The 16,501-nt window shown below is 51.8% G+C and carries 14 protein-coding genes; 12 read left to right on the top strand and 2 right to left on the bottom strand.

Annotation, left to right across the window (positions count from 1 at the left end; genetic code table 11):
* Positions 1–121: 121 nt before the first annotated feature.
* The 6 genes from JRJ22_RS01455 to JRJ22_RS01430 all read left to right on the top strand — a co-directional run bounded on the left by JRJ22_RS01455 (position 122) and on the right by JRJ22_RS01430 (position 6,986).
* A complete protein-coding gene (locus tag JRJ22_RS01455; RefSeq protein ID WP_206102825.1) occupies positions 122–1,030 on the top strand; it encodes a glycosyltransferase family A protein in 909 nt (302 codons plus the stop codon).
* A gap of 71 nt (positions 1,031–1,101) precedes the next feature.
* Positions 1,102–2,148: a glycosyltransferase family 2 protein gene (locus JRJ22_RS01450; RefSeq protein WP_206102824.1), complete on the top strand. Its 1,047-nt coding sequence runs from the start codon at positions 1,102–1,104 to the stop codon at positions 2,146–2,148.
* Positions 2,145–3,290, top strand: a complete 1,146-nt coding sequence (locus JRJ22_RS01445; RefSeq protein WP_206102823.1) for a polysaccharide pyruvyl transferase family protein — start codon at positions 2,145–2,147, stop codon at positions 3,288–3,290. Before JRJ22_RS01450 ends, JRJ22_RS01445 begins: the two co-directional genes overlap by 4 nt.
* Entirely contained in the window at positions 3,280–4,824 is a 1,545-nt protein-coding gene (locus JRJ22_RS01440; RefSeq protein ID WP_206102822.1) for a lipopolysaccharide biosynthesis protein, read from the top strand. Before JRJ22_RS01445 ends, JRJ22_RS01440 begins: the two co-directional genes overlap by 11 nt.
* 318 nt (positions 4,825–5,142) lie before the next feature.
* Positions 5,143–6,456 carry a glycosyltransferase family 2 protein gene (locus JRJ22_RS01435; protein WP_206102821.1) on the top strand — a complete coding sequence of 438 codons (1,314 nt, stop codon included), beginning with the start codon at positions 5,143–5,145 and terminating at the stop codon, positions 6,454–6,456.
* A gap of 173 nt (positions 6,457–6,629) precedes the next feature.
* A complete protein-coding gene (locus JRJ22_RS01430) occupies positions 6,630–6,986 on the top strand; it encodes a VOC family protein (protein WP_206104935.1) in 357 nt (118 codons plus the stop codon).
* Between the two features lie 46 nt (positions 6,987–7,032).
* On the opposite strand, the gene JRJ22_RS01425 is transcribed toward JRJ22_RS01430, so the two are convergent.
* Entirely contained in the window at positions 7,033–8,124 is a 1,092-nt protein-coding gene (locus JRJ22_RS01425) for a threonine aldolase family protein (RefSeq protein WP_206102820.1), read from the bottom strand.
* 231 nt (positions 8,125–8,355) lie between these two features.
* Here JRJ22_RS01425 and udk point away from each other — a divergent pair, with 231 nt between their 5' ends.
* The 5 genes from udk (at position 8,356) to JRJ22_RS01400 (ending at position 13,770) form a co-directional block, all read left to right on the top strand.
* A complete protein-coding gene (udk, locus tag JRJ22_RS01420) occupies positions 8,356–8,997 on the top strand; it encodes a uridine kinase (protein ID WP_054943298.1) in 642 nt (213 codons plus the stop codon).
* Between the two features lie 443 nt (positions 8,998–9,440).
* A complete protein-coding gene (locus JRJ22_RS01415) occupies positions 9,441–10,298 on the top strand; it encodes a carbohydrate ABC transporter permease (RefSeq protein WP_206104934.1) in 858 nt (285 codons plus the stop codon).
* Positions 10,295–11,176, top strand: a complete 882-nt coding sequence (locus JRJ22_RS01410) for a carbohydrate ABC transporter permease (RefSeq protein ID WP_206102819.1) — start codon at positions 10,295–10,297, stop codon at positions 11,174–11,176. The genes JRJ22_RS01415 and JRJ22_RS01410 overlap by 4 nt, the downstream gene beginning before the upstream one ends.
* Positions 11,177–11,231: 55 nt before the next feature.
* Positions 11,232–12,620, top strand: coding sequence for an ABC transporter substrate-binding protein (locus JRJ22_RS01405; protein ID WP_206102818.1), 1,389 nt, complete (start codon positions 11,232–11,234; stop codon positions 12,618–12,620).
* Positions 12,621–12,702: 82 nt separating this feature from the next.
* Positions 12,703–13,770: a LacI family DNA-binding transcriptional regulator gene (locus JRJ22_RS01400; protein ID WP_206102817.1), complete on the top strand. Its 1,068-nt coding sequence runs from the start codon at positions 12,703–12,705 to the stop codon at positions 13,768–13,770.
* 210 nt (positions 13,771–13,980) lie between these two features.
* Here the strand turns inward: JRJ22_RS01400 and JRJ22_RS01395 are convergent, their stop codons facing one another.
* Positions 13,981–15,171 (bottom strand): IS256 family transposase, encoded by a 1,191-nt coding sequence (locus JRJ22_RS01395; protein WP_206102816.1) that lies wholly within the window; start codon positions 15,169–15,171, stop codon positions 13,981–13,983.
* A gap of 329 nt (positions 15,172–15,500) precedes the next feature.
* Between JRJ22_RS01395 and JRJ22_RS01390 the strand changes: the two genes are divergently transcribed.
* A complete protein-coding gene (locus JRJ22_RS01390; RefSeq protein WP_206102815.1) occupies positions 15,501–16,496 on the top strand; it encodes an N-acetylglucosamine kinase in 996 nt (331 codons plus the stop codon).
* The last annotated feature ends 5 nt before the right edge of the window (positions 16,497–16,501 follow it).

Below are 16,501 nucleotides of genomic sequence, written 5' to 3'. Positions count from 1 at the left end.
ATAAGTAAACTAAAGTAGTATATACAACCTTTTGATGCCAATAGTAAGCTTAAGTTAGCTTATAATCCCAAGTGAGATTTATAGACATAAGATGGGAGAATTGGATAAGGGAGTGGAGTATATGCAAGGATTGTCAGTGGCTATCTGCACAAGGAACCGGGTACAGGACCTGACACGGTGCATTCATTCTATAACTAAGCAAAGCATAGGCCGGACCTACCCTATAGAAGTCATTATTATTGACGACGGTGAAATACCCAAAGAAGTATTGAACGACTATGAGGCTTTATTAGCTGCCAGCGGTTATCCCCTTATCTATTTCAGCAAAACAACTGACCGGGGACTATGGATGTCGCGGATCAAGGCTGTAGAGCTGTCCACCATGGACAAGATCCTCTTCCTCGACGATGACGTCGAAATCCCCGGTCATTATTTGGCCACTTTATACCAAACCTACCTCGATCATCCGAATTGTGCAGGAGTCGGCGGCGTCGCCATCGGTATGCGCAACAGCTTCCTCGGCACCATCCGCTGCCTTCTGTCCTTCCAGCAATCTCTCTCGAGCGGCAAGCTCTCCTTAAGCGGCCAAGCCGGATCCATGTACAACTGGCACAAAGCGAGGAAAATCTTCAAGACCGAATTCCAGCACGGCTGCAACATGTCCTTCAAGAAGGAGGCCATCCGCGATCTTCAGCCTGTCCCCTGGCTCAAAAGCTACAGTGTCGGCGAAGATATTCTTATGTCCCGAATCGCCCGCAGGACCGGACCTCTCTATATCAATCCCGAACTGAAACTCTTGCACCACGAATCTCCTGCTTCCAGGGACAATCTTGAGGACGTGGCCTATACAAGGGTGCTTAACCATGTACATTTGCTGAAAGACGAACGTTCGGGGCCGATCGGCTACCTTGCCCTGATCTGGACAACGCTCTATCTCATTCTGCGGGAACAGCCGAAGAAGAACGTTGCCGCCATCCGGGGGTACAAAAAAGGGCTGAGGGAAATCTTCTCCAGACAAACTGCCCGTTAAACCACTTCCGCTTCAAGTAGAAACTGCTTGCCGTCCACTATTGGACCGTATTTCAGGAAAGGAGCAGCCGCATGAGTGTAAGTATTGTAGTTCCCATGTACAATTTAGAGCATTATATAACGCCCTTGCTGCATTCACTCCTGGAGCAGAGCGAGAAGCGGTTCGAGGTGATTCTGGTCGATGACGGGTCTACCGACAGGACCCATGCGGTCGTGAACAGCTTCCTGGAGCAGCATTCCAGTCTGCAGGCCCAGCTGATCCGCACAGCCAACGCCGGCGTCAGCGCCGCCAGAAATACCGGACTATCCGCAGCCGCCGGAGATTATGTGCTGTTCCTGGACGGAGATGATTACGCGGACAGCAGCCTGGTACGGAGGATTGTCAGCTCCGCCGGGCCGGACGTGATCTGCTGGGGCTACAACCTGGTCCGTGAGGATCAGTCAACGATTGTAAGCTTCACTTCTGCCGCGGGCGATACTACGGGCAGCGAAGCACTGCAGAATATTTTTGTGCACAAAAGCCTGAGAATCTGGACCGGCAGCATTGCCTACAAGCGCAGCTTCCTGCTTGATCACGGCATCCGCTATACGGAGCGCTGTGTCAACGGCGAGGATCAAGAGTTTATCTATAAAGCCTTATCCAGAGCTGTACGGGTAGTCTCTATCCCGGAGGTTCTGTCTTATTATGTACAGCGGACTTCCTCCATTACCGGTACTTATAATGTAGGCAAGTTCGATGTCGTCGCTGCCTTCAAACGGGTGGATGAATATTTCAAAGCCCATCCCTTCAGTGAAGCTGCCGCTATATCGGAGCTGCTGATGAACAGGGAAATGACCGAGAACTATTTCTACAACCTGAAAACCTGTCTGAACGGCACTACCAGAGCGGATATCCGCAGCCTGCTTGAAGATATCGGGCGCGCCTATCCCGGATTACCCCAGGAGATGAAGCTGATTATGAAGCACTACCAGGGGGATGACCGGCAGCTTGCACTGCACATCAAGGCCTTCTTAATTTCCCCGCCTTTATACGCGCGGTTGATCCGCTTAGACCGGAGCTGGATCCAGTTCAAACACAAGCTCAAAACCGTGATTTCGAGAAAGGAAATTAAGATATGAAGAAGATGATGATCTACGCATATACAGAATTCAACCTCGGCGACGATTTATTCATTAAGGTACTCTGCGAACGCTACCCGGATACCCGCTTTATGATTATCGCTCCGCGTCTTTACAAGCTGGTCTTCAAGGACATTAAGAACCTCAAGGTCTATGCTTCCGATTCCGTGCTGTTCCGGGGCGTTAACTATGTCTTCCGCAAGCTGAAGCTGCACCCTAATTTTGTGCAGAGGCTGCTCGGGGATCAATCCGATGGAACCGTGCATATCGGCGGGTCTATTTTTATGCAGGGCGAGGGCTGGGCGGAATATGTGGCTGCTGCCGAGGATATACGCAATAAGAGCAAACCCTACTATCTCATGGGTGCCAATTTCGGCCCGTTTACCGATGAGGGATATGTCCAGCACTACCGGAAGGTGTTCCCGGAATATACTGACGTCTGCTTCAGGGAGCAGTACTCCTATGATCTGTTCAAGGATCTGGACAATGTGCGGATGGCTCCGGATATTATTTTCCAGCTGAAATATGACGGTGCCGAACCCGCAGCGGAGAAGAACGGCAGCCAAGGCCGCACGATTGCGATCTCGGTAATCAAGCCCTCCTCCAAGGCATTAACCGGGTTTGACGACCTCTATTATGAAAAAATGAAAGATGTTGCAATCCATTTCATTCAGCAGGGCTATGCCGTGCATTTCATGTCGTTCTGCCAGCACGAGGGTGACCAGGAGGCGATTACGCATATTCTTGGCCTTATTCCCGCTGAGTATCAGGGACAGACCCATGTGCATCTCTATAAAACAGATATTGATGACATTCTTGCCGCGCTATCGGATGCCAGCTTTATCGTCGCCTCCAGATTCCATGCGATGATTCTCGGCTGGGTCTTCGGCAAACCGGTCTTCCCGATCGCCTATAGCAAAAAAATGATCAACGTCATGCAGGACGCCTATTTTGACGGCAAATATACAGATTTCGCCCATTTGGCGGAGCTCACTCCGGAAATGGTCTATGAGAGCATGGCCACGAACACCATCGATGTGACTTTGCAGGCCAACCAGGCCGAGAAGCATTTCGAGCAACTGGACGCCTATCTGTCTCCGGCACCGTTTGCCCTGGAAGGGAGACGCAGCTATGAAAGCTAAACGGAGTATGCTGAACCTGGGCTTCGGTCTTGCCAGCCAGGTAATCACCATTGTCCTCGGCTTCTTCATCCCGCGGCTGATTATGGTCAACTACGGCTCTGAAGCGAACGGTCTGATCGCCTCGATTGTACAGATCATCAGCTATTTCGCCCTGCTTGAAGCAGGAATCGGCGCAGCTTCGCTGCAGGCCCTCTATAAGCCTATTGCCGCAGGTGACCGCGGGCATATCAATTCGATACTCGCCGCCTCGTCCAGCTACTACAAAAAAACCGGGATTTATTATTTCATCTCTGTTGTTCTGCTGGCCGTCATTTATCCGCTTGTTATCCATTCGGAGATCAGCGGTATAGCGATTATGGCGATTATCCTCTTCTCAGGTCTTGGCGGAGCGATCAATTATTATTTTCAGGGTAAATTCCGCATCCTGCTGATCGCCGAGGGCAAAAGCTATGTGGAGACCTCCATTGTCACGATTGCCAACATTCTCAACAATGTGGTGCGGATCATCCTGCTGCTGCAGGGTGTGAACATTATTGCCGTGCAGGCCTCCTTCTTCGTGCTGACGCTGCTGCAGATCGTTGCTTTTTACATCTATTCGCGGAAGCATTATCAGTGGATTGATCTGAACCAGAAGCCGGACTTCGCTGCCATCGGGCAAAAAAACTCGGTTATGGTGCATGAAATATCCTATCTCGTCTTCCGCAATACCGATGTGCTGATTCTGACGATCTTCACCAATCTGAAAATTGTCAGCATCTACGTGATGTACAATATGATCTTCACCATTGTCGACAACATCGTCCAGACAGTGAACGGAAGCATCAAATCCGCGCTGGGGCAGAGCTATCATGAAGGCAAAGAGGCTTTTGTAAAGTTCTACGATGCCTACGAGGTATATTTCATGGGCCTGATCTTCTCCATCCTGACCGTAGTGTATATTATAATTCTGCCGTTCATGCGCCTGTACACCGCCGGGGTCAACGATGTGAACTATATTAATTTCTGGCTGCCGGTCCTGTTCGTGGTCATCAAGCTGCTGACGAATGCCCGGACCTCGTCCAACAATCTGATTACGATCGCCGGACACTTCCGCAATACCCAGTTCCGTTCGATTCTGGAATCGGCGATCAACTTGGGGGCTTCGGTTATATTCGTAATCTTCTTCGGCATATACGGCGTGCTGATGGGCACGATCGCTGCCCTGCTGTACCGTTCAATCGACATTATCGTCTATGCCAGCAGAGTGCTGCTGGAGCGCAGCCCTTGGGTGACTTTCCGCCGCTGGCTGACCAATGTCGTTGTATTCGCCGCTATCGTTGCTGCAGCTAACCTCATCGATATCAAAATGACCTCGTACACCGCCGTCATTCTGTGGAGCGTGCTGCTGGGTGTCATCATCTTGCCTCTTTATTTCCTGGTCGGCTCACTGATGGAGCGGGAGGTCTTTCATTACGCCTGGGGTTACGCCAAAAGCGCCCTCACCAAGCTGCGGCTTAAACGCAAGGTTGCGGCGGGGCAAAGGGCCGAGGCTTAGCTGTATAACGGGTGGCAATGCGTGTAACCCGCCTAACCACGTAAGAGGATAACACTGCAATTGCACTCTATACAGTTAAAATCCTGAATTCAGGAGGCGACAAAGAGGTAACTGTATTCTGTACAGTTAAACAGGCGGATTCTGCTTGAAATGCGGTTAATCGCTGCTTTAACTGTATGGAATACATTTAAAAACAAAAAACCTCTCTTCCCGCCTCAATTAACTGCAGCAAATGCAATTAAACGGGCAGAGCACAGCTAGCTAGTCTCACGTAACTTTTAATAAGAACCATAAACCATACCTTTAGGAGGGCTGAATATGGATCACAGCGAAGGATTGCATCAGGCCGGCTACCGATTACTGCATCAGCTCCATGAAGATATTCAGCATCCGCCCGCAGACGGACTGTCCCGCGAAGATATCATCACCAGATGCCGGAATATCAGTAGCGGAGCAGCCGATAGCGCAGCGAAAGAATCGCTGGAGACGCTAACCGGAGTCATTGAAGCCTGCTTGTCTGGGCGTGCCTCGGCGGATGCGCTGCAGTTCTATTGTTCGGCACAGTTCAAAACGGACATCACCATGGAGTTCCCGGAGCTCATAGCCGGACTGGAGAAGCTGCGGAGCACTGCACCGGATAACAAGCCTGCAGAACCCGCCGACCCGGCCAGCCTTCCGAAGATTAGCGTGATTATCACCACATATAATAGAAAAGATTTCCTGAACCAGGCGATTACCAGCATTCTGCGCCAGGATTATCCCCATAAAGAGATCACCGTGATCGATGATTGCTCCAGCGACGGAACGGATGCCATGATGGCTGCAAGCTTTGGGGAGGAACCACGTGTCATTTATATGCGCAGCGAAACCAATCAGGGGCCGGGGAACAACCGGCGTAAGGCGTTCGCCGCTCACGGCGACGGGGAGTACATTCTGTTCCTGGACGATGACGACTATCTCATTGACTCCAGCTATTTCAGCAAGGCTGTAAGCTTCCATAAGCTCCACCCGGAAATCTCCTTTGTCGCGGCGAATGTCTTCATGGAATATTCCAAGTCGCAGCAGCTCAAAATCTCCAGTCTGGGACTGCGCAGCATCACGCCTAAGCAGGACTATTTTAAAAATTTCGAGCAAAAGAACTATCCCAAGCCCGCCTCCACACTCACGACGATCTTTAAGCGGGAAGCGCTGATGGCGCTGGATATCCTGAACATGAACATGGTGAACGACGCTTCGATTTATCTGCGCGCACTGCTGATCGGCGATGCCGGATTTATCGATACTATTGCCGGAGTATACCGGATCCACGGCAACAATATCACCTTCAATCTCAGCCAGTCCTTCCTGATCGAGAATCTGGAGGAGAAGCGGCTGATCCGCAACATGGCCATTGAACGCTACGGCTACAGCAAGGCGGAAATGAACGAGTGGTTCAACCATAACGTCTATGACACCATCTCGTATTATCTGATGAACTCGGCCAAAAGCCATACCGATTTCAAGTTCATGTACAGCTGGGCCAGCACCCATTGCCCCAAAGCCTATAGCCAGCTCAAACGTGAGTTCCGCACCAAGCTGATGAAAAAGCAGCTGCTGCGCGTTTCTTTTGTAAGAACACTGTTGAACCGGTAAATACCGGCTTAGACTGGATCTATAGCGCTCACACTTAAGACACCCTTAGGGTGTCTTTTTTAGTAACTTATGTCATTTATCAACGTCGGAGTACGTTATATTGTAAGAAAATAAGCGGACAAGAAACCATTGAGCACATGAAGCTAAATAAAATTTCGCCCGGGAGGTACATGATGATTACGAAATATCAGTGTGTGAATATCTCTTCTACGCATCCAAAGGAACTGGTCGGATTTTATAATGAAAAATTAGGTATACCTATCTTGGAGCCGGATGAGAATTACGATGGTGTATCGATAGGATTTCTGAAAGATGCTCCTGTAATCGTGATTTGGGATGAGAATAAATGGGGAAAATCAAGCGAAGGCAAGGTCAACTTTGTGTTCGCTTGTGATAACCTTGACCAGACCTATGCTGAACTGCAAGAAAAGGGCGTTCAATTGGAGCCTCCGGTAACAGCCGTATGGGGTGGAAAAGAGCTTCCGTTCCTTGATCCGGATGGCAATAAAATTTTACTGTTAGAAAGTTAAGTCAAAAAACGGCACCCTCCTTATCAGGAGGATGCCGTATCTTTGTTTAAGCTTCCTTCAGCAGCTGATCAAGCAGTCCGAACGCCTCTTTCAGCTTGGTTTTGGAAATTCCGCCGTACAAATCGCCGATGCTCAGCTCATAATAACAGGAGTTTGCTCCGGTTTCCTTCAGCCTTGCGGCAAGGGCTACACCCGTCTGCACACACACTTCAATTAGAATCAGCTCTGCCTGTTCTTTGGACAGGGCAAAATGGATATGGAACATATTCGACACCGGCACTTCCGGCAGCGTAGACACCTTGTGGCAAGCATTGAACAGCGCCGCAAGCTCCTTGGCTTCCGTATAATACTGAGCCATCCGGCCAGCCCGCTGCCGGTAGTAATATTGTGCCGGAATAATATACGGATACAGGCTGATCAGATCGCCGCCATGCCGCCGCTTCCAGATCTTAGACTCCTCTGTAAAGTCCCTGCTGCCTGCAAGAATCGCCCCGGCAATCCCGCCTATGCCTTTGTAGAAGGAGATATACACGCTGTCGAACAGCCCGCAGACCTCTGCCGCGGTCTTCCCGTAATACGGCAGTACTTCCAGCAGCCGGGCCCCGTCCAGATGCAGAATAATCCCCTGCTCACGGCAATAGGCGGAGATGGCCTCTAGTTCAGCATAATCCGGCAGCTGGCCGCCGATCTCACGCTGGGGCAGCTCGAGAAGCAGGCAGGCAATGTCCTCTCCCAGGTTCTGTACATCCTCCAGCGTAATGAGACGGTCCTTGTCAGCAAGCAGAACCGGCTTGATATGGTGCAGCTCCTTCAGCCCGTCCTGCTCATGAATCTCCAAATGGCACAAAGGATGGTAGGCGACAGTCTTCAGCCCTTTGCGGTCACACCAGATCCGGAGAGCAATTTGCTGAGCCATCGTACCGCTCGGGAAGAAAACCGCTGATTCTTTACCGAGCACGCCTGCTATTTCCGCCTGGAAATCCTCGATGACTGGGCCGTCCCCGTATATATCACTGGCTATATTGCCTTCGGCAGCGGCAAATGCTTGTTTCAGCACCTGCACATCCCGTTTCCCGTGGCCCGCTAATTGAAGCTCTGCTCCGTTAAAGGCCTCCAGCAGTGTTATCTGTTCTTGCATAAGGGCGATTTCTCCTCTCAGGTACCTGTAATTGAACAATGTTCTAAAAGTATAACATTTCACGGCAAATTTCTGAATTTCAAGAAGAAACAGCTTTAAAACCTGCAATTTCTTATATTTTTTAAAAAAATTCACGTTTTAGTACCTGTATCCGAGGTGAAATAAGTTTACCGCTGTGCTACAATATTGGAATTGCAAAGGCAATAGCTTAGGGAGGTTTATTACAACACCATGCTTATTATTGGTATCGCCGGCGGGACTGGTTCCGGCAAAACAACGGTAGCCCGCTCCGTTATTAACCGTCTTGGAACTGACAAAGTGACGTTCATATCTCAGGATAACTACTATAAAGACCATTCCTATCTCAGCCTCGAAGAACGCGGAGCAATCAATTACGATCATCCGCTGGCTTTTGACACGGAATTGCTGATTGAGCATCTCGATTGTCTGAAGTCAGGACAAGCCGCCTATGCTCCGGTGTATGATTTCACCACGCATGCCCGCTTCACAGACAAGACCGTTGAGCTGAAGCCCAACAACATTGTTATTGTGGAAGGCTTGCATGTACTGTCCGACGAGAAGCTGCGCACACAGCTGAACATTAAGGTATTCGTTGATACTGACCCGGATGTACGGATTCTGCGCCGGGTGCTGCGCGATATCGAGGAACGCGGCCGGACGATCCGTTCGATCCACACGCAATATCTGACGACGGTGAAGCCTATGCACGAGGCGTTTATTGAGCCATCCAAGAAATACGCAGACCTCATCATCCCCGAAGGCGGGCAGAATGAAGTCGGCATCGAGCTATTGTCGGTATTGACCGCGAAATATTTGTCGGGCGATCAACAGTGGAACGGAAGCACACGTTAAGGCATAACCGGATTTAAGCTTGGGACAGACAGCTGCTGTGAGCAATCATGGCAGCTGTCTTTTTTCTTTGCCCGCTTTTATGGGATCAACGACCCTAATACCTGCCTTCTACGCTAGTTTGATGTCATTATAATTAACACAGAAGATAATCATATCGGCTTATTAGACCAATAATCGTAAAAAACATAGGTTTGCGTAATATTTATTGACTGGTAGCGCTTTATTATCTAAAATAACTGTTGATTATTCCCGGCCCATCCTCTATGATATTGTCATCAGGACGATAATAAAGTTTAAGCGCTTAAACTTTATATTTTTTGATTCCAGCAGGCACAGAGCTTATACGATTTTTATTCGCCCTAAAAGTTAAAGCGCTTAAACTTTATTGATGAAAGGTTGGTGTGACCGTGATTAAGAGTGAAAGCCGGCGGCAGACGTTTTACATGTACATGTTCATATCGCCGTGGCTCATCGGCTTCCTTGTCTTCGCCCTTTACCCCATCTTGTCTTCACTCTACTACAGCTTCACTGATTATGACATTATCCATCCGCCCAGGTTCATCGGCTTGGCCAACTACACTGAGATGTTCGGCAGTGAGCTGTTCTGGAAGTCTGTAACGGTCACGCTGAAATACACCTTCATTAGTGTACCTGTACAGCTGCTGCTGTCCCTCGGCTTCGCGCTGCTGCTGAATCAGACCCTTCCCCTGCGCGGGTTCTTCCGGACCGCGATGTATTTTCCCAGCATGGTCTCGGGGGTGGCGATGTCACTGCTCTGGTACTGGATATTTAACCCGCAGATCGGCCTCTTCAATTATATGCTCTCCTGGTTCGGCATTCCGGGTCCAGCCTGGCTGATGAGTCCGGACACCGCATTATATGCGCTCATTATCATGTCCTTCTGGACCGCCGGAGCAGGGATGATCCTCTTCCTGGCCGGACTTCAGGGTGTGCCGGCCAGCCTCATTGAGGCCGCCAAGCTCGACGGGGCGGGACGCTTGCGGATTTTTGTAAATATTACCCTGCCGATGATCTCCCCGGTCCTGCTGTTCCAGCTGATTATGGGCCTGATCGACTCCTTCCAGGTCTTTACCCAGGCATTTGTCATGACACAGGGCGGTCCCAATTACTCCACCTGGTTCTACGTCTACAATCTGTACACCAGCGCCTTCAAGGAATACCGCGCCGGCTACTCTTCTGCACTGGCCTGGGTGCTGCTGATCGTCGTTATGCTGTTCACGGCCATTATTATGAAGCTGTCAAACCGCTATGTTCACTATGAAGGAGGCGGACGCCGATGAGTATCGTCAAAGCTGCCAGCACCCGGGTCCCTTCTTCCCGGTCGCACCGCCGGAAGGCTGACCCGGTCAAAATCGCCAGCTTCACTGCCCTGCTGGTTACAACCTTCCTGATGCTGCTGCCGCTGTTCTTCATGGTCTCCACTTCACTGAAATCGAAGCGCGAAATGCTGAAATTTCCGCCGACTTTTCTCCCGGAGAGCTGGGCCTGGAGCAATTACACAGAGATTTTTGACAAGCTGCAATTCGGCACGCTGTACAAGAACAGCCTGATTATCGGGGTGCTCACCGTCATCGGCACGCTGCTGTCCTCGGCGCTGGTCGCTTACGGCTTCGCCAGATACCGCGGCCGGGGTAACCAGCTCTGGTTCATTCTGCTGCTGAGCACCATGATGCTGCCTTATCCGGCGATCATGATTCCGCAATTCGTGCTCTTCTCCAAAATGCAGTGGATCGACACCTTCCTGCCGCTGGTCGTACCGGCCTTCTTCGGCTCGGCGTATAACATTTTTCTGCTGCGCCAGTTCTTCTCCACACTGCCGGAGGAGCTGTTCGATGCCGGAAGGATCGACGGCTGCGGCGAGCTGCGGATGTGGCGGACCATCGCACTGCCGCTATCAGCTCCGGCGCTGGCAACCGTGGCGATCTTTGCTTTTATCTACAGCTGGAATGATCTCTTGACCCCGGTGCTTTACTTAAGCTCCTCGGACAAATTCACACTTCCGGTCGGCATGGCCTCACTCACCTCCTCACGGTTCCGCATTCCGCCGTGGCATCTCTTAATGGTCGCTTCCGTGCTGGCGATGGTACCGATTGTCACCCTGTTCGCCATCGCCCAGAAGCAGTTCGTGGAAGGCATTGTACTTACAGGCATCAAGTAATCTCCGCTGCTCTTGCGAGCGGCCCAATACACTTGAAATGATGGAGGGATTATGGATGAATAAGAACACCTTGAGGAAACGGTCCGCACTGCTGCTAGCCGCATTGTTGACCACAACGGCGGCTTTGTCCGGCTGCGGCGGGGGCAAATCGGCGGGCAATGTGGCGACAGGCAGCGGAAACACCGGTAACAGCGGTGGCTCTGACGAACAAGTGACGATTACGCATTATACCATTGATTCCGAGGACCGCACCTTCATCGAGAAGCTGATTCCTGATTTTGAGAAGGAGCACCCGAACATCAAGGTCAAAGTGGAAAAAGCGCCCTACGAGCAGTTCGACAGCAAGCTGCAGACCCTGATTGCCGGAGGCAAATCGCCCGATGTCACCAGCCACTACGGATACGGCGGTTTCGCCGAATATTACAACAAAGACATGCTGCTTGATCTGACCGACCTGATCACCGAAGACGGGTTCAAAGCCGAGGATTACCATATCCCGGACAATCTGATGAAAATATATACGGTCAACAACCATACCTACGGCATCCCGGTGAATATGTACGTCACGCTTATGCTGTACAACAAGGATATGTTCGATGCGGCGAAGCTCTCCTATCCGCCAAGTGACTACGAGGACAAGAGCTGGACGTTTGAGAAAATGGTTGAAGAGGCCAAAAAGATGACCGTAGTGTCGGACGATATCGCCAAAACCCAATACGGCGTTGACTTTACCTGGGCTGAACGCGACATGCGCCCGCTGTACTTCGGGGCTGAGCCGTACTCTGAGGATACGTGGACTAACGGGGGCGTACCTTCTGAGACGTATTTTGACTCACCCGAGGTCATCTCCGCCTACCAGAAGCTGTTCGATCTGGTCTTCAAGGATAAGGTTTCACCAACCTCCGAATGGAGTAAAAGTGTAGCGGGCCAGAACGGCGACCCGTTCGTAGCCGGCAAAATCGGCATGTCGATCGGCGGCTCCTGGAATCTGGCTGGCGCGAATGATTTTCCGTTCAAAATCGGCGTAGCCGCAGTCCCATGGGGCGGTAATGATAAAGTGCGCAGCACCTTGTATGTTGACCCGCTGCTGATTCTAAAAGGCTCGAAGCATCCGAAGGAAGCCTTTGAATGGATTAAGTTCCTGATGACGACCGAGGTTCAGGAGAAATCCATCGAGCTGAGCGGCGGCAATCCGCCGGTGAACACCGAGGCTGCGGAAGCATACTATAAGCATTTTGACGGCATTGATCCGGCCGATGTGAAGAAGGTGTACGAAGGTGCGGTCAAATACGGCTATGAATCCTACAACCATCTGATCACCAACTATTCGCAGATCAACGACATGTTCATCAATGAGCTCCAGCCGGTCGAGACCGGCCACAAGACACTTGAGGAAGTGATGCCGGTCATTCAGAACAAGGTCACCGAGATTATCAAGCGGTAACACCTTTAGCGGAACATCTCCCGACCCTGTATACTGGAGGTAGTATTATAGCTTCGGAAAATCACCGCAAGGAGCGCTGGAGATGAAAGTAAGTATATTTGATGTAGCCAAAAAATCGGGATTGTCCGTTGTTACCGTATCCCGCGTACTAAACGGCGCCGGATCCGTGCGGGAAAACAACCGGCAGAAGGTGCTCGATGCGATCAGGGAGCTGGACTACCGGCCGAGCGCAGCTGCCCGCAGTCTGGCCAGCGGCAAGACCGGAATTATCGGCCTGATCGTAACGACACTGCAGGATTCCTTCTTCGATGCAGTGGTCAAAGAGCTGAACGAGGTGCTTGCGCTGCACGGGTATTTCCTGGCCATCTCCATCTCTACAGGTATGGAAGGCGGCGACAATCATTATCTGATCCAGGAGGACCGGGTAGACGGACTGATTCTGCTATCGCCGATGGAGGAAGACAATTATCTCGTGGAGCTGAAGCGCCGGGGCATTCCCTATGTGCTGATCGATAATCAGCAGGAGAGTAATGACGCCTACTCGGTTACCATCGACAATGTCAAAGGCGGCTATGCCGCAGCCAGCCATCTGCTGGAGCTGGGGCATACCTCCATCGCCCATCTCTGCGGGCAGGAGATGTTCCGCAGCACGCGCGAGCGGCGCAGCGGCTTCCTGCAGGCACTGCAGGAGAAAGGGCTGGAGCCGTTCGAAATTGTACACGGAGATTTCGATATCGGCATGGGTTATGACACGGGCAAACGCTGGCTCCGGGAGGGGAAGCTGCCCACGGCAGTGTTCGCGGGCGACGACAACATCGCACTCGGCCTGATCAATGCGCTGATGGAGGCCGGTGTCCGCGTGCCGCAAGAGGTGGCCGTGGTCGGCTATGACGACCACTATATTGCTTCACAGCTCCGCCCGCATCTGACTACGCTGCGCCAGCCTGCCGACAAGATAGGGCTGGCCGCAGCCGATATGCTGCTGCGGCGGATTAACGGCAATATGAAGCGGGGCGCCAGCATCCGGATTGATCCGGAGCTGATTGTGCGGGAATCGACTTCCGGGAGTAGGGTGCAGTGCAACCTCTCAGAACGCGATTCAGGGACACAGCTGATTATGTTTCAGAAAGGCGGCTCCAAACTTACTTAGTTGGATTTCCTCCATCTAATTCCATCGTTTTTGATAATTTACTATGATTAGTTGGAAAACCTCCACCTATTTCGCATCATCCATCCCTTTGGGGGGTAGCGTCAAGAAGTTTGTGTAAAAGAGCAGAATGTAACTTCTCGGGTGTTCGTTGGTAAGTGCAGATGTTCTTTGGGGCGGGGGGACCCGCCCCAAAGAACAAGGGATTTTGAGTTACTTCTCTTGCTCTGCCTGCGCTGAATATCGCGCTTCAAACATCTCATTTAGTTTCTTCTTTACTTCCAGATCGCCGAAGCCGCGAATGACCCGTTCGCTAAAACGTTCGTTGTAATCGATGACGTCCAGGTAGACAATTTTCTCTGCTGCATCCATATTCGTGAGGCTATTCATGGGTTTCAGACGCTTTCGGATTTCCTTGTTCATTCGTTCAATTGGATTGGACGTGTAGATGGCTTCCTTTATGAGCGCAGGATACTTGTAAAAGGTCAGCAGCGTTGGCAACTGTTCTTCCCAAGACCGCATTTCTTTCGGGTAGAGCTTGCCCCATTTGGCCTTCACCGTGTCAAACGCAGCCCGAGCCAGATCGTGGTCTGCAGCCGTGTAGATCGTCTTCAGATCTTCAATGACTTCCGTTTTGTGCTGAATCCGAATTTTCGGGAAGGTCGAACGCACTTTGTGGACGATACAATGCTGCACATCCGCCTTCGGATAAGTTTCACGGAACGCTGCATCGAGTCCCGGAAGCCCATCAAACACGCCCAGCAAGACTTCCTGGACACCACGGTCGTAGAGGTCTTTGAGCACCTCGCGCCAGCCGTTTGCGCTCTCCTGGCCGCCTACGTAAAAGCCAAGGATCTGGCGGTGACCGTCTTCGTCGATCCCCATGGCGAAATAAACGACTTCTCCGCTAACGGTGCTGCGCTTGAGTTTCACATATAGGCCATCCAGGTAGATCACGGAGTAGCGTTTGTTTAACGGGCGCTTCTGCCACTGATGAATGTCGTCAAGTACCGTAGCTGTAATGTTGCTAACGGTCGTGGGTGAATAGTGGCTGCCGAACATACTTTCAATGAACCGGGCCACATCTCGCGTTCCCATACCACTTTTGTACATCTGGATGACAGCCTCCTCTAGCCATCCATCTCGCCGCTGGTAGGGCTCGAACAACTGCGTTTGGAAGGCTCCTTGACGGTCCCTAGGAACGGCCAGATCCTCTACATTTCCGTATTTCGTGTGTAGATCCCGGGTGTAGTATCCGTTGCGGCTGTTGTGGTTCCCGGCTTCTTCACTGGTCATGAATTGCTGGATTTCCGCTTTCATAATGGACTCTAGATTATCTTTTACAAATTGGGTGACAAGATTTTCAAATAGATTATTTAACATGTTTTCGGGTAGAATAGTCATCGAGTAGGGTTCCTTTCTTGGTGGACTTCGACAATCCCGAGAATACCCTACTTTTTTGTTGCCTGACTAGGCTCCAAATCTTGGTACACAACTTACTTTACGCCATCCTTTGGGGGCGAATTCGGTTCGATTAAGTGGAGTTTTTCCCACTAGCATCCTAATCCCAGTGTTTGATGGAGAAATAAATGGGAAAATTCCACTTCATTTTAATTAGCACACGCACATCAATGAAGGATTGCTCACAAAACTAAGCATATGCTTTCGAAGCAGTTTTGTACGAAGAGACATCAATGAAGGATTGCTCACAAAACTTTTAGGAGTGACGACCATTGGCTTACTATATGGGGATCGATGGGGGCGGAAGTAAAACCTATGCCCTGCTGACCGATGCCGCGGGCAATGTGCTCGGCAAAGGCAGGAGCGGCAACGGCAATCACCAGACCGGCCTGGAGGAAGCCGCCGCAAATATCCGGGCGGCGGCGTTTGCCGCACTGGCGGAGGCCGGGCTCCGGCTTGAGGATGTTAGGCATACCTATCTCGGACTCGCCGGAGCCGACCGCAAGGCGGACTATGACATCCTCCATCCGCTGATCCGCAGCCTCGGATTTAGCAGCTATACGATTGGCGGTGACACGATGATCGGCCTCCGGGCGGGCACGAACCGCCCGTACGGGGTCGCCCTGATCTGCGGCACCGGCACCAATGCCGCAGGACGCAACCGTGAAGGCCGGCACTTCCAGTGCGGCGGCTTCGATTATATGTATGGTGACTTCGGCGGCGGCGGCGCGCTGAATGTCGAGGTGTTCCGCACCGTGATCCGCGCCTGGGACGGGCGCGAGGCACCGACCCTGCTGACCGCAGCGCTGCTGGAGCTGCTGGGCTATAGGTCGGTCGAGGACATGTACAACGACTTCCTCGACCATGGCAAATCCGTGCCGCTGGATGCGGCGCGCCTGCTGTTCCCGGCGGCAGCGGCGGGCGATGCCCCAGCGCTCGCCATCCTGCACCGGCAGGGTGCCGAGCTGGGCAAGTCGGCAGCGGCCGTGATCCGCAGGCTGGGCATGGAGCATGACGTCTTCGACGTCGTGCTGGCCGGCAGCCTGCTGACCCGGGGGGACCGCGGCTGGATCCGCGGGCCGATTGAACAGGCTGTGCGCGAAGCCGCGCCGCACGCCTCAGTTGTTACCTTGACCACAGAGCCTGTGGTCGGTGCGGTATGGTCTGCGCTCGAAAGTGACGGCCTCAGCATCACCAGTGAAATCTATGATAAAATGCGTACCTTTCAGGAATTCGAACCCATTCCGATAACAACCAGACAGGAGTGATTCAT

Source organism: Paenibacillus tianjinensis, from assembly GCF_017086365.1.
GTDB lineage: Bacteria > Bacillota > Bacilli > Paenibacillales > Paenibacillaceae > Paenibacillus_AQ > Paenibacillus_AQ tianjinensis.
Note: the sequence above shows the minus strand (reverse complement) of the source record. Positions and strands in the feature narration are given on the sequence as shown.

Excerpts from the sequence above, each read along its gene's own strand:
- JRJ22_RS01455 (WP_206102825.1), top strand. The coding sequence starts at position 122 with ATGCAAGGATTGTCAGTGGCTATCTGCACAAGGAACCGGGTACAGGAC.
- JRJ22_RS01450 (WP_206102824.1), top strand. The coding sequence starts at position 1,102 with ATGAGTGTAAGTATTGTAGTTCCCATGTACAATTTAGAGCATTATATA.
- JRJ22_RS01445 (WP_206102823.1), top strand. The coding sequence starts at position 2,145 with ATGAAGAAGATGATGATCTACGCATATACAGAATTCAACCTCGGCGAC.
- JRJ22_RS01440 (WP_206102822.1), top strand. The coding sequence starts at position 3,280 with ATGAAAGCTAAACGGAGTATGCTGAACCTGGGCTTCGGTCTTGCCAGC.
- JRJ22_RS01435 (WP_206102821.1), top strand. The coding sequence starts at position 5,143 with ATGGATCACAGCGAAGGATTGCATCAGGCCGGCTACCGATTACTGCAT.
- JRJ22_RS01430 (WP_206104935.1), top strand. The coding sequence starts at position 6,630 with ATGATTACGAAATATCAGTGTGTGAATATCTCTTCTACGCATCCAAAG.
- JRJ22_RS01425 (WP_206102820.1), bottom strand. The coding sequence starts at position 8,124 with ATGCAAGAACAGATAACACTGCTGGAGGCCTTTAACGGAGCAGAGCTT.
- udk (WP_054943298.1), top strand. The coding sequence starts at position 8,356 with ATGCTTATTATTGGTATCGCCGGCGGGACTGGTTCCGGCAAAACAACG.
- JRJ22_RS01415 (WP_206104934.1), top strand. The coding sequence starts at position 9,441 with ATGTACATGTTCATATCGCCGTGGCTCATCGGCTTCCTTGTCTTCGCC.
- JRJ22_RS01410 (WP_206102819.1), top strand. The coding sequence starts at position 10,295 with ATGAGTATCGTCAAAGCTGCCAGCACCCGGGTCCCTTCTTCCCGGTCG.
- JRJ22_RS01405 (WP_206102818.1), top strand. The coding sequence starts at position 11,232 with ATGAATAAGAACACCTTGAGGAAACGGTCCGCACTGCTGCTAGCCGCA.
- JRJ22_RS01400 (WP_206102817.1), top strand. The coding sequence starts at position 12,703 with ATGAAAGTAAGTATATTTGATGTAGCCAAAAAATCGGGATTGTCCGTT.
- JRJ22_RS01395 (WP_206102816.1), bottom strand. The coding sequence starts at position 15,171 with ATGACTATTCTACCCGAAAACATGTTAAATAATCTATTTGAAAATCTT.